We start from the raw sequence: 13,876 nt of genomic DNA, 5'->3' as shown, positions 1-13,876 counted from the left end.
GTTCAAAATAATAACTATTAACTAATTATTTTAAATTTTCTAAATCTAAATTTCTGATGAGTTTAATATCTCAGCAATATGAATGGTTTTAATATGGCTTTTTTGTCTTTTCAGAATGCCCTCCAAATGCATTAGACAAGACATATCACCACCTGTAATATAATCAACACCGTGTTTTTCGTGATCTTTGATTCGGTCCTGCCCCATCTTTACAGAAACGGCTTCTTCCGTTACGCAAAAAGTACCTCCAAAACCACAGCATTCGTCTTTTCTACTCAATGAAACTAAATCAAGACCTTTAATATTACTAAGTAATTGTTCTGGTTTAGAGAAATGAGGCTCATTCAATTCTGTCATCTGCGAAAGCTTTAGACCGCGTTGTCCATGACAGCTCTGATGTATGCCTACTTTATGCGGAAAATTACCTTCGATATGCTCTACTTTAAGTACATCGGTAATAAATTCGGTCAATTCAAAAACCTTTTTGCGTATTTCCGCGGCCAGTACTTGCTGTTTTTCATCATGCAAATGATCTTTCACATGTAAAACACAACTTCCTGAAGGACAAACAATATAATCAAATTCTGAAAAATTGGCTATAAAGTTAGCATCACAGCCTTTGGTTAAATGTGCATAACCACTATTTGCCATAGGCTGCCCGCAGCAGGTTTGCTTCATAGGGAAACGGACATAGCATCCCAGTTTCATCAATAACTCATAGGTTGCAATTCCTACTTTAGGATAAAATTGGTCAACGTAGCACGGTATAAAAAGTCCAACTTTCATATTCTTGGTAATTATAATTTTTTCGCACAGATTTTTCTCATTTTTGTCATCCAGACGAAGGAAGAATCTTCGCAAGCAACTCCGTAAAGAAAATCTCCAATCTTTGTAGAGTTACTTGCGAAGAGTGCTTCGTCAATTCGCTTTCGCTCGTGTCCTCGTTCCTCTGAATGACAAACTACACTAAAAAAAGGATAAAATCTGCGGAAAACAAAAATCCTTTAATCTGTTACTTATCTTAATGTTTGTAAAACTTCAAATCAATTAAATCATTCTGAATCGGTTTAGGATTCCAGTTTTGGTGAATTGCTAAAGCTGCACCTAAAGCACTAGCCTGAGCCATTGAAGCCGCATAAACTTCTACATCTGGGAAAGCCTCTGCCAGTAAATTCATGAAAATTGAATTTTTACTAAAACCACCATCTACAAAGATTTTCTTTACAGGACTGTTATGAATCACTAAATTAGTTGAAAAAACCTGTTGTTCGACAAGATCCAGCATTAATTGATGATAAGCAATTTCATAGGTTTTAAAAGTCGATAGATCTCTTTTTTGAAAAGGGCATTCCTTAAGAATATCAAAATCATACTTTTTCGGATAAACAATTTGAAAATTTACCGCTCTCAGATTCGATACAACTTTTTTATCATAATAGACATTTTTAAAAGTATCAAACGGCACGTTAAAATGCTCTGCGAGTCTCTTTGCCTGCACTTCATGTTCGTTACCCGAAAACAAACGAGCCGCCTTAACAGGTTTTTCGGTGTATTGCATGTAACACAAACAATCATTTTTAAGCTCTTCAAACGTTAAAGGTTTATTGTTAAAAGGATTCAGGGAAATACTCCAGGTTCCTGTTGACAATAAAACAAAAGGCTCTGTAAAATTGATCGTATAGGGAATAATTGCTGAGGAACTATCGTGCAACCCAATCCCTACAGCCAAATCATTTTCTTTTTTAATAACATCTCTTCCGGGATGAATTGCTGGAAGTTTTTCTTTTATCCCCTCATTTTTGAGCCACCTGTGGTACTTCATCTTTTTAAAATTCCAAAGATTTGTATGACAACCAATACTTGTGATGTCGGTATAAGCTTCTCCTGTTAAAAGAAAACTTAAGTATTGAGGTAAATGCAGGCAGTATTTTACTTTTTCAAACAATTCAGGTCTTTCTTCTTTTAGCCTGTAAATCTGCATTCCGGAATTAAGGCTTCCTAAAACAGGAGAAGCTGTTTTTACTGCAAAAACTTCTTCTCCTTTGTATTTTTTGTAAAAACCATTTTTCAGTTCTTCGGGATAATCTTTCAGGTAATTGTATAAAGGTGTCAAAGCATTGCCATCTTCATCAATATAAACGAAACTAGCTCCATAAGTACTGAAATTGATAGCTTTCAGAACATAGTTCTTTAGTTCTTTTATTTCTGATAATCGATCGTGAATCCACTCTTTTAGTACATCAATATTTTCGCAGGGAAAACCGTCTTCATCAACAGTTTCGTCCAGATTTACTGATTTTTCCCAAACGATTTTATAATTTTCATCAAATAAAAACACTTTTTTGTTGGTTTTACCAATATCAAAAATTGCAACTACATTCATTTGTTTTAGTTCTGAGTTATGGGTTATGAGTTATGATTTTTACTAAGATTCCAAAGTTATTCGTCCATATATCTAAAAATCAATATAAACAACGATAACTCCTCAACTTATAACTTATAACTACAATCCTGTGGCCATCGTTTTTAATCCTCTCTCGCCAATTAGGTTTCCTCTAACGTCAAGGCTACGGTACAATTCAACCGGGTTTAAAGCTGCACCTGAACGCAAACGAGCTTCAGCAACCAAAGCGCGAACATCGGTACGGAAAGCATTTTGAAGAATTTCCTGCGCTTTTACCACATCATTTTCTTCCTGTGCAATTTCTAATGCTTTTCTGTCAACTGAAAGTGCCTGAGCATAAGCGATCATAATCGCTTCAACAGACTGCAATAAATCTTCTAATGGATCTTTTACGTTGTGTGAAGCATCAATCATCCATCCTAAATCTTTAGCATGATTCATTCCGCGAGCGTCCATACCTTCAACCAATTCATTGAAAATCAAGAATAACTGGTAAGGCTTTAAAGCTCCTGCAGTTAAATCGTCATCACCATATTTTGAATCATTAAAGTGGAAGCCTCCTAATTTATTATCCATCAGCAAGATCGAAACAATCTGCTCAATATTAGCATTTGGCAAATGGTGTCCTAAGTCAACAAGTGTTTTTGCTTTATCACCTAATTTCTGAACGTATGAATAAGACTGTCCCCAATCAGCAACTGTTGTAGAGTAAAAGTTAGGCTCAGCACATTTGTATTCTAAAAACAATTTCCAGTCTGATGGCAATGCATCGTAGATTTCTTCTAAACTTTCTAATGTATTTTGGTATGCTTTACGGAAGTTCAATTGTCCTGGGAAATTAGAACCATCTGCTAACCAAACAGTCAACGAATCAGATCCTAATTCGATTCCATGTTTAATCACTTCAATATTATGAGCAATCGCCTGTTTACGAACTGCTTTGTTTACGTTTTGTAAAGAACCATATTTATAAGTATGCTCCGCATTTGCCTGATCCTGGAAAGTATTTGAATTCATAGCATCAAACTTCAATCCATGTTGTCCGGCAAGCGTTTTGATCGCACTATAATCTGTTGGGATGTCCCATGGAATATGCAAAGAAATGGCTCCAGAAGCATTGTTTAATTTATGAAGCAAACCTACATCTTCGATTTTTTCTTCTAAAGAACGAGGCTCTCCTCCACCTGCAAAACGTCCGAATCTTGTTCCTCCTGTTCCTAAAGCCCAGGATGGAATTGCAATTTGAAAATCGATTAACTTTTGAATAATAGCTTCACTTTCTGCAATTTCTGAAGCTGTAAAAACCAATTTATTCTGATGTTTTTTTAATAAACCATCATTATGAGATGCGATAGTGTTTGATTGAATTAACATACTTATTTATTTTTAAATAGGGTTGACAATATAAAGCTATTTCTATAAACCAAACCCATGTTATAGGTTACTTTTTTTGTGTTTTTTTGTTTGTTTTTAATGTGTTTAGGAAATTTATTTATAAAATACGATTGTCATAAAAAATCTAACGTCCGACCGAAATCGAACGTTAGAAAACAAAAACCACTTTGTTAAATAAACTTAAAAAAAACTAAACAACTTATCTGTAAAAGCCCATTGTTACTCCGCCGTCTACATTCAGAGCATTACCTGTTGATTTATTCAACAGACCTCCTACGAATGCAAAACATGCGTTTGCAATATCATCAGGCAATATAATTTCATTTAATAAGGTACGTTTCGCGTAGTAAGCAGGCAATTCTTCAACGGTAATGCCGTAAGCTTTTGCACGACCTTCAGCCCATCCTCCAGACCAAATATTAGAATCTGAGATTACAGCGTCAGGATTAACTGTGTTTACACGAATTTTGTCAGCACCAAGTTCAGCAGCCATTAAGCGTGTTAAATGCGCCTGAGCTGCTTTTGCAGAACCATAACCAGGATTGTTTGGACCCGCTACAACAGCATTTTTAGAAACAATATTTACAATATCTCCACCAAAACCTTGTTTACGCATTACTTCGATTCCGGCTTTAGAAACGATAAACTGTCCTTTCACCAAAATATCATATAATCTGTCCCACTCCTCAAGAGTATGTTCGGCAATTGATTTTGAAATACTGATACCTGCATTATTGATGATAATATCAGCACCACCAAATGCTAAACAAGCAGCATCTAATGCTTTTTCGGTACTTACTTCGTCAGTAACATTTAATAGAGTACTGGAAACAGCATCTTTACCAAATGATTTGATGAATTCTGATTTTGCACCTTCTAAACGCTCTTCGTTAATATCGTTGATTACTACACAAGCTCCCTCTTCAGCAAATCTTTTAGCAATAGCTTTACCAATTCCGCCAGCAGAACCAGTAACTAAAGCTACTCTTCCTGAAAGTGCTTTTGGTTTTGGCATACGCTGCAATTTAGCTTCTTCCAGCAACCAATATTCAATATCAAAAGCTTCCTGGTGTGGCAAAGAAGTATATTCAGAAACAGCTTCTGCACCTTTCATTACGTTAACAGCGTTGATATAATATTCAGATGCTAAACGCGCCATTGTTTTATCTTTGGCAAACGTAAACATACCCACCCCAGGATATAAAATTACAACCGGGTTTGGATCACGCATTGCAGGCGAGTTCGATTTTTTACAAGCATTGTAATAGTCTTTGTACATCGCTCTGTACGCTTCAAAGGCAGGAGTTAATTTTGCTTTTACTGCGGCTACATCTGATAAATCTTCGTTTGGATCTAATTCTAAAACTAAAGGACTGATCTTAGTACGCAAAAAGTGATCCGGACAAGATGTTCCTAACGGAGCTAATTTTGACAAGTCATTAGAATTGATGAATTCCAAAACTCTTGCATCATCCGTATAATGACCAATCATCTGACGCTCTGAAGAACAGAAACCTCTTAATATCGGAGCTACTTTTGCTGCTTTTAACTTGCGATCCGCTTCCGGAAGGCTGTCAATTTTTTTACCACCAAAAACAGGACGTTTTTTTCCGTAGTTGCTTTCTAAGTATTCAGCACATTTTTCTATAACTTCCAATGTGTTGATATAACTTTCGTAAGCAGTATCGCCCCATGTAAATAAACCATGAGAACCCAACATGATACCACGTAATTTTTTCCCTTTTTTCTCTGCTTCTTCTAAACAGCTTCTCAATTGAAGCCCTAAATCGAAACCAGGACGTTGCCATCCTACCCAACCGATTTCTCCGTCGAATAATTCTTCTGTGATTTTTGCTCCGTCTTTTGCTGCAGCAATTGCAATAGCCGCATCAGGGTGCAGGTGATCAATATGTTTAAACGGCAAGAAACCGTGTAAAGGTGTATCAATAGAAGGTGCTTTTGAAGCTAAGTCAAAAATACAGTGGTTAAACAATTCAACCATTTCATCTTCAAACTCAATTCCTCTGTACACATTTTCAAGATTGCGTAATCTGTCTAAGTACAGTGCCGCACAACCTGATTTTGTCAATGTCCCGATATCTCCACCAGAACCTTTAATCCACATTACCTCAGAGCTTGCGCCTGTCAATGGGTCTTTATCTGTAATTTTAACTGAAGTATTTCCTCCTCCATAATTAGTAAGTCTTAAATCTGCTCCTAATAAATTAGAGCGATAGATAAAAAGAGCTACTTCATCTCCTGCTAGTGCTGCAGCTTTAGCATCGTCCCAAAGATAGCTTACATGCTGAAAAGTCATATTGTTTGTGTTTATATTTGACATTTTAATATATTAATTAATTGATTATTATAAAGAGTTCCCAATCCCGACCACGACGATAGATAACATGATAAGTCCGATGCCTAACATAAATGTGTTGAATGTTTTTTTAGTTACACCGGTCCATTCTTTCAGATAGAATCCCCAGAAGTTTGCGGTAAGTATAATAGTTGACATGTGTAAAATCCATGAGCTTGCACCGTTTCCTAATTTACTTTCCCCCATTCCGTAAAAGAAAAACTGAAGAAACCACATGGTACCTGCGATAGCAGAAAAAAGTATATTTTTTGAAATAGGTGTTTTAGTATCTGTATAATTACTAAAGGTTTTATTTTTTAAATTAAGATAGATACACCATATAAAGTTTGTTGTTAATCCGCCCCAAAGTATAACGATGTAACTAACATTATTCTGGAACAGGAATTCTCCCTGATTTGGATGCATTAGTTTCCATGCTTCATTAGCTGCATCGGCCATTGGTTTCGCTGCTTCAATTCCGAAATTAAAGAACGAACTCAGAATACCGGATACAATAGCAATGATTAAACCTTTTACTAAACTAAAATCTTTGTCTTTATCTTCGTGACCTGTTGCAAAATCTTTTTCTTTTAGCATTCCTGCTTTTCCTAAAATGGCAATCCCAATGATACATATAAGTACACCAGCCAAAACCATTTGTCCACCTGAGTTAGCAAACATATCACTAATTGATTCCTTACCTTCTACTGCGTTGAAATTATAATAGATTGGCGGAATCAAAGCACCAAAAGCAGAACAAAATCCTAAAGTGATCGAATTACCTAATGACATTCCTAAATAACGAACACCCAATCCGTAAGTCAATCCTCCAATTCCCCAAATCAATCCCATTGTGTACGCTAAAACTTTAACTGACGGAGCGGCTGTAGCAATAATTTCAGTAAAATTCGGAATAGTCAAATAAGCAGCAATTGGCGGAACAATCAACCATGAGAAAAAACCACCTATTAACCAGTAGCTTTCCCAGGCCCAGTCTTTAACTTTTTTAAAAGGCATATAAAAACTGCCTGACGAAAATCCTCCAATGGAGTGAAAAATAATTCCGAGTAATGATTCCATTTAATTCTTTTGTGGTTTAAGTTGATAGTTATTTTGGTTTGGTAAAATAAGAGAATGTAAAAAAGAAAACTATCCTGTACTATCCTTTCTCTACTTTATATTTATATTAAATCATAAATTATTGCGATAAGATTGGTATTCATGCTTTTTTTAAATTTAAAATTCATATTTTAGCGAACGCATGAATATTTAATATCTTTTAATGCTTTTTGAAGAAAATTATTACATATTATGCAATTTACAATCCAAACTCTGATATATAAAGAGAAACTTTACTAAACCAACCATGATTAAGCTAATTAAAATAGATGAAGATTCAAGAGTACCTAAGTATAAGCAAATTGTAGATTCTATTCTGCAAAATATTGCTAATGGTAACCTGAAAATAAATCAAAAGATTCCCTCGATAAATAACTTCAGTGAAGAGTTTTATATGTCCAGGGATACAGTTGAGAAAGCTTATAATATTTTAAAAGAGCGTAAAATTATTTCTTCCATAAGAGGAAAAGGATACTATATTACCCGAACGAAATTAGAATCGAAAGTCAATATTTTGTTCCTGTTTAATAAACTGAGTGCGTATAAAATGAAAACCTACAGCTCTTTTATTAATACATTAGGAGCAAATGCACATGTGGATTTACATATATACCATTGCGATGAAACTTTATTTTTAAATCTGCTCGATAAATTTGAAGGTGCATACGATTATTATGTTATTACGACACACTTTAAAACAGATGAATTAAAACATTTGAGTTTTACAGATGAAGTTGCAAAAGCAATCCAGAGAATCCCTCAGGATAAGCTTGTAATCATGGATAACATAAAAATTGGATTAGGAAGTGAGGTCATCAAAATATATCAGGATTTTGAAAATGACATCTATAATGCCTTAAAAGAAGGACTAACTAAAATAAATAAATATAAAAGACTGATTTTGGTTTATCCTGAGAAAGCGGTATATCCTTATCCAAGAAGAATTTTACATGGTTTTAGAAAATTTTGTGTTGAACATGAAATAAATTTTGAAATATTAAGTGAAGTTTACGATGATATGATCCTTAAAAAAGGAGACTTATTTATTACTATAGAAGAATCTGACCTTGTTAATCTAGTAAAGCAAATCAGGGACGAAGAATATGTATTAGGAAGCGACATTGGTATTATTTCCTACAACGATACGCCGTTAAAAGATCTATTAGGCATAACAGTTGTGTCTACTGATTTTAATAAAATGGGGGAAATTGCTGCCAGAATGATTTTAAATAAAGAGAAAGGAGAAATAAAAGTACCATTTAATTTTATTGACAGGAACTCTATTTAGCTCATCATTAAATTTATTTGTGAGACAAAACCTTTACGATAATTTTTTAAAACTTATTTCTTTTATTTAGAATTAATATAAATAATATTCTATCTTTGTCACCAGCTTCTGGTTTAATACCACAAAGGAATAACCAATCCTTAACCAGAATTATAATAAATAGATGAATATTACTACAAGCTTTGAATTGGAAACTTTTGAATCTTTTAAAAAAGGAGAAGAAGCTGCATTTAGCTATTTTTATCATAAATATTTTCGCAGGATTGCTTCTTTCTGTGTTCAATTTGTTTATGATGCCGACGAAGCGGAAAACCTCGCACAGGAAGCTTTCATTAATTTATGGCAAAACAGGAAAAACATTGATTCTATAAACGGAATACAATCGTTTTTATACACTTATGCTAAATCTAAGTGCCTAAATTTAATTCGTCATAACAAAGTAAAAGACAAATTTACAAACGACTTGCTCAACCAAAAAGAACGGGAACTTGATATTGAAGTTTTAAATTCAATTCAGTTTGATAGTTTAGAATTAAATGAATTAGAACGATTAATTCAGGAAGCCATTAACGATTTACCTCCAAAAACCAGGGAAGTTTTTATCAAAAAACGTTTCGAGAATAAAAAAAATGCAGAAATCGCAGAAGAAATGCAGGTAACACTAAAAGCTGTAGAAGCCCATATGACAAAGGCTTTGAAGATTTTGAAAGTAAAATTATCGGACTATACCTACCTTGTATCTTATCTTTATTTGTAATAATTAAAAATTAAACATAGGGTTTTTTATTTCTGAAGTGTACTCATAATAGCGAGAAGTTTAAAACTCAAAAATGACAACAGAAATAATTTATAAGTATCTGAATAATGAAGCTTCAGAACATGAAGTTCAAACACTATTTGACTGGATTGATATATCTGAAGAAAATAAAAGGCATTTTATAGCTATAAAAAAAGCCTGGGCTATTTCTTCTTTATCAGAGGATATTTCAACAGAAACAGTCCCAATAATCCAGATTAAAGCAAAGAAAAAATATTCTGCTTACTTAAAATACGCTGCAGTCGTATTTTTACTACTTAGTTTAGGCAAAATAGCTTTAATTTATACGAGCAGCCAACTTTCTGAAAATTCAAAAGAAATTGTTCTTGAATTAAGCAATGGTCAGACAGAATATATCACAAAAAACAATCAAAGCAACTTAGTTAATGACAGAGGCGAATTGATTGCTAAAAAACTTCATAGTCAGATTATTTACTTTGGAAAAGTAAAAGATGAGAAAGTTGTATACAATTCTCTTAAAGTACCTTACGGAAAAACATTTAAAGTGACACTTTCAGATGGGAGTATTGTAAAACTAAACTCTGGAACCACTTTACGTTATCCAGAACAATTTGGAATTAATGGAAAGAGAATCGTTTATTTAACTGGTGAAGCTTTTTTTGAAGTAGCCAAAGACAAAGAGCATCCTTTTATAGTTAATGCCAATGAAGCCGATATTGAAGTCTTAGGTACTAAATTTAATGTGAGCGCTTATCCTGAAACCCCAACCATTAATAGTGTTTTAGTCGAGGGAAGTATTCGGATGTATGAAACTGAAAACCCATCAAATGCTGTTTTGCTGCAACCAAACCAAATGGCTACGTGGCAAAACAATTCGAGAAAAATTACCACAAAATCTGTTGATCCTTCTTTTTACTCAGCCTGGACAAAGGGTGAACTTACATTTAATGATACTCCATTTTCGACCATCACTAAAATAATTCAGCGGACTTATGATGTTGAGATTATTAATAAAAATTCGGATTTGGCCAAACAGAATTTTACCGGTATAATTAAAATCAGTGAATCGAGTGTCGAAAACATTTTAGAACTCCTAAAACGTGACACCCCGTTTGAATACTCGATTCAGCAAAACACCATTACCATAACCAACCTTCCATAAACCATAAAACATGACATTTACGAAAAAAAATTCAAGAAAAATTATATTTTTCTTAGCTCTTCTCTTATTCTGTTTTAAAGGTTTTTCGCAAAAAAAGCCGATTACGTTACATTTCAACAATGAACCTATAAGCCTAATTATCAAGTCTATTGAAGACCAAACAGACTTCAGGATTATTTACAATGCAAAAAAAATTGATACAGATCAAAAAGCCACTATCAATGTGAATAATGCTTCCTTAGAAACTGCTTTGACAAAATTATTCAAAGGCAGAAATATTTCTTTTTACATTCAGAAAAAACAGGTTTTATTAACGAGTTCTGCTCCTACTTCAACAGATAGTTCTGATGAAACAGAAAGAACAATCAAAGGATTAGTACTAAGTTCCAAAGACAGCTCACCACTTCCTGGAACTACAGTAATGGTAAAAGGAACCGGAAGAGGTGCCATAACCGATTCTGATGGACGATTTATCTACCGGTTAAGAGAAAAAGACATTAATAGTGTTGTACTTCAGGTTGTCCTTTTAGGAATGGTAACACAGGAACTGGAAGTTGGTAATAAAAATAATTTTACTTTTTATATGGAAGAAGCCGTAGACGAACTAAATCCGGTTATTATTACATCTTCTTACGGGACAAAAAAACTAAAAGAAGAAATTGTTGGAAGTATTTCGACTTTACAAGCAAAAGATATTGCAGTCGAACAAGCTACTGAAACAATCGACAAAATGATTACGGGACAAATCGCCGGGGTATTAGTAGAAAATACTACAGGCGTAGGTGGTCCGGTAAAAATAAACATTCGTGGACAGGGAACTTTATCTTCTTTAACAGGAGCAATTACCGGAACTTCCTCTCAGCCCTTAATAATTATTGACGGCGTTGTTATGAGCGAAGAATATGCAATAGATAGTGGTTCTTTTGATGGATCTGGAGATTCAGCAGAAAATTTAGCCAACCCATTAATGAAAATTGCTCCGGAAAATATCGAGTCAATTTCTGTTTTAAAAGATGCTGCAGCTGTTGGTATTTATGGTGCTGATGGTGCAAACGGTGTTATTCTTATTACTACTAAAAAAGGTAAAAAAGGTAAAACACAATTTGGCTTCTCTAACCAGCTAGGAATTTCTTCTGCTATAAACAGAATCAAATATTTAAGTGGAGAACAATATACAGAGCTTAGAAATGAGTTTCTGAAAAATACAACATCAGATACAAATTTTACTCCTGTTGCTTACAATGGTGTAAACACCGATTGGTTTGAATTATTAAACCGAACCGGGGTTTACAATAAATATAATTTTAACGTTTCCGGATCGACTTCGAAATTTTCTTACAGAACCAATGTGAGTTATTTGAAAATTGACGAGCCACAAATGGGAAATGAAACCAAGCAATTAAATGCCGGTATCAATCTGGGGTTTAATTCCGGTAAATGGGATATAAACCTGATGTTAAATCCAAGTTTTGTTCAAAAAGATGCTCCAAATATATTTTATGGTTTTGCCTATTTACCAACAAATGCGCCGTACAATGCTGATGGCTCTTTTGCCGGTTTGGGAGTGAGTGGTCAAACGAGAGGAAATCCTTTGGCAGCTATTGCTCAAAATACAAATATAACAAAGACTTATGGTCTTTTAGGAAGTTTAAATTTATCATACGAATTTAACAAATCGATAAAATTGGCCACTCTTTTTGGTATGGATTATACAGATAAGGAACAAGATCGCTACTTCTCTGCCGAAAATGAAAGCGGTCAGTTTAACGGATCTTTTACACTTGATGGTATTCTTTATCCGGCATGGGGACGTCGTCTTATAAATCTAAGAAATTCAACCAAATGGAACTGGCAGGGACAACTTTTGTTTAATAAACAATTGGGAGAAAATCATACTGTTGATGGTATTGCAGGTTTTGAACTTTCTGAAGACAAAGGCAATTTTAATTATAAGGCCGGAGTAGGATTTGTAAATCCAAATCAGATTAACGATGTTACCGATGCCATTAGAGATGATGATCCGACAACTCCTTTAGTTAATGAATCAACCAATGGGCAAACTTACAGAAGCGAGATTAGCTATAACTCAAGAGTTTCATTATTATCCCAAATAAACTATAATTATAAAAAACGTTATTATGTACTTGGAAATTTTCGTCGAGATCAAAGTTCTGTATTTGGTGATGATACAGATGTTGCTTATAATGGCGGTGCCGGTATCAGCTGGATTACCAGCAATGAAGATTTTTTTAAATCAAATACATGGATTGATTTCTTAAAATTTAAAGCCAGTTATGGTACTACTGGTAACTCAAGAATTGGTTCTTATCGTTCAAAAGGTTTGTATAACATCAGTCAAAATGGTTACAATGGTGCAATTGGAGCTACGACCGGAGATGCTCCAAATGGTAACTTACGCTGGGAAAAAAACACAAAATTTAATGCAGGATTTGATTTTAATATTTTTAACAGAATCGAATTGACTCTAGAATATTACTATGATAACAAAAGTGATCTGATTACCACAAGGGACATTCCAACAGAAACGGGTTATAACTCTATGCAATTAAATGCTTCGAGTATGTACAATAAAGGTTTTGAAATTACTACAAGAATAAAATGGATAAAAAACAATACTTTTAAATGGACTACAGCTTTTAATATTTCTACAATAGAAAACAAAGTAACCGATTTGAAAGGTTTAGGAAGTGACTATTCCCTGGCAAATCTGGCTTTGGCTCAAAAAATAGGTTATAGTACTACTACTATCTGGGGAATAAAGTGGGTTGGGATTGATCCTGCGACAGGACGGAATCTAATTGAGAAAAACGGCAAAATATACGACGCTAATACTTATAATGATCTTTATACTATAGCCGACTGGGAACCTATTGGTGATAAACAGGCGGATGCCTATGGCGGTTTTTATAATAATTTTACTTTCTTCAATAACCTGAGTTTATCTGTCAGGGGAGATTTTCAAATTGGAGGAGAATTTTTAGCTTCAAATCTTCTTATTGATCAATACAATAACACGTCAAATAGAAATTTATCTGTAAATGCATATGATTACTGGAGAAATCCTGGAGATAATGTTTCGCAGCCGGCAGTAATGCGCTCTCCTATTATAGCAAACTTAACCAAATATCTGTATGATGCTACTTATATCAGAATCAGCAATATCAATTTGAGTTATAATGTTCCTCTTAAAAAATCTTTTTTAAGTTCCCTAGCTGTATTTATCGATGCATCTAATGTGGCTTATTGGTATAAAGAAAAAAGTCCAAAAGGAATGAACGGAATCAGGGAATATAGTTACATATATCCACAAGCCAGAACGATTTCTATGGGAGTTAATGCTAAATTTTAATAAA

9 protein-coding genes are annotated in these 13,876 nt (G+C 34.1%); 4 read left to right on the top strand and 5 right to left on the bottom strand.

What is annotated here, in order from left to right; all coding sequences use genetic code 11:
* Positions 1-45: 45 nt before the first annotated feature.
* The 5 genes from ACNC7R_RS10695 to rhaT all read right to left on the bottom strand — a co-directional run bounded on the left by ACNC7R_RS10695 (position 46) and on the right by rhaT (position 7,235).
* A complete protein-coding gene (locus ACNC7R_RS10695) occupies positions 46-786 on the bottom strand; it encodes a (Fe-S)-binding protein (RefSeq protein ID WP_417941078.1) in 741 nt (246 codons plus the stop codon).
* 235 nt (positions 787-1,021) lie between these two features.
* Positions 1,022-2,383, bottom strand: coding sequence for an FGGY-family carbohydrate kinase (locus ACNC7R_RS10690; protein ID WP_417941077.1), 1,362 nt, complete (start codon positions 2,381-2,383; stop codon positions 1,022-1,024).
* 120 nt (positions 2,384-2,503) lie between these two features.
* Complete coding sequence (locus tag ACNC7R_RS10685; protein WP_417941076.1) at positions 2,504-3,778, bottom strand: TIM barrel protein; 1,275 nt, start codon at positions 3,776-3,778, stop codon at positions 2,504-2,506.
* A gap of 220 nt (positions 3,779-3,998) precedes the next feature.
* Positions 3,999-6,140 (bottom strand): bifunctional aldolase/short-chain dehydrogenase, encoded by a 2,142-nt coding sequence (locus ACNC7R_RS10680; RefSeq protein WP_417941075.1) that lies wholly within the window; start codon positions 6,138-6,140, stop codon positions 3,999-4,001.
* Between the two features lie 24 nt (positions 6,141-6,164).
* Complete coding sequence (rhaT, locus tag ACNC7R_RS10675) at positions 6,165-7,235, bottom strand: L-rhamnose/proton symporter RhaT (RefSeq protein WP_417941074.1); 1,071 nt, start codon at positions 7,233-7,235, stop codon at positions 6,165-6,167.
* 286 nt (positions 7,236-7,521) lie between these two features.
* Here rhaT and ACNC7R_RS10670 point away from each other — a divergent pair, with 286 nt between their 5' ends.
* From ACNC7R_RS10670 to ACNC7R_RS10655, 4 genes are all read left to right on the top strand, one after another.
* Complete coding sequence (locus tag ACNC7R_RS10670; protein ID WP_417941073.1) at positions 7,522-8,562, top strand: GntR family transcriptional regulator; 1,041 nt, start codon at positions 7,522-7,524, stop codon at positions 8,560-8,562.
* Positions 8,563-8,725: 163 nt separating this feature from the next.
* Positions 8,726-9,319 (top strand): RNA polymerase sigma-70 factor, encoded by a 594-nt coding sequence (locus tag ACNC7R_RS10665; protein ID WP_417941072.1) that lies wholly within the window; start codon positions 8,726-8,728, stop codon positions 9,317-9,319.
* A 73-nt stretch (positions 9,320-9,392) separates the two neighbouring features.
* A complete protein-coding gene (locus tag ACNC7R_RS10660) occupies positions 9,393-10,502 on the top strand; it encodes a FecR family protein (RefSeq protein WP_417941071.1) in 1,110 nt (369 codons plus the stop codon).
* Positions 10,503-10,512: 10 nt separating this feature from the next.
* Positions 10,513-13,872 (top strand): SusC/RagA family TonB-linked outer membrane protein, encoded by a 3,360-nt coding sequence (locus ACNC7R_RS10655; protein WP_417941070.1) that lies wholly within the window; start codon positions 10,513-10,515, stop codon positions 13,870-13,872.
* Positions 13,873-13,876: the final 4 nt, after the last annotated feature.

Source organism: Flavobacterium adiutor, assembly GCF_048282555.1.
Lineage (GTDB): Bacteria > Bacteroidota > Bacteroidia > Flavobacteriales > Flavobacteriaceae > Flavobacterium.
This window is presented reverse-complemented; position numbering and strand designations above follow the sequence as displayed.

Excerpts from the sequence above, each read along its gene's own strand:
- ACNC7R_RS10695 (WP_417941078.1), bottom strand. The coding sequence starts at position 786 with ATGAAAGTTGGACTTTTTATACCGTGCTACGTTGACCAATTTTATCCT.
- ACNC7R_RS10690 (WP_417941077.1), bottom strand. The coding sequence starts at position 2,383 with ATGAATGTAGTTGCAATTTTTGATATTGGTAAAACCAACAAAAAAGTG.
- ACNC7R_RS10685 (WP_417941076.1), bottom strand. The coding sequence starts at position 3,778 with ATGTTAATTCAATCAAACACTATCGCATCTCATAATGATGGTTTATTA.
- ACNC7R_RS10680 (WP_417941075.1), bottom strand. The coding sequence starts at position 6,140 with ATGTCAAATATAAACACAAACAATATGACTTTTCAGCATGTAAGCTAT.
- rhaT (WP_417941074.1), bottom strand. The coding sequence starts at position 7,235 with ATGGAATCATTACTCGGAATTATTTTTCACTCCATTGGAGGATTTTCG.
- ACNC7R_RS10670 (WP_417941073.1), top strand. The coding sequence starts at position 7,522 with ATGATTAAGCTAATTAAAATAGATGAAGATTCAAGAGTACCTAAGTAT.
- ACNC7R_RS10665 (WP_417941072.1), top strand. The coding sequence starts at position 8,726 with ATGAATATTACTACAAGCTTTGAATTGGAAACTTTTGAATCTTTTAAA.
- ACNC7R_RS10660 (WP_417941071.1), top strand. The coding sequence starts at position 9,393 with ATGACAACAGAAATAATTTATAAGTATCTGAATAATGAAGCTTCAGAA.
- ACNC7R_RS10655 (WP_417941070.1), top strand. The coding sequence starts at position 10,513 with ATGACATTTACGAAAAAAAATTCAAGAAAAATTATATTTTTCTTAGCT.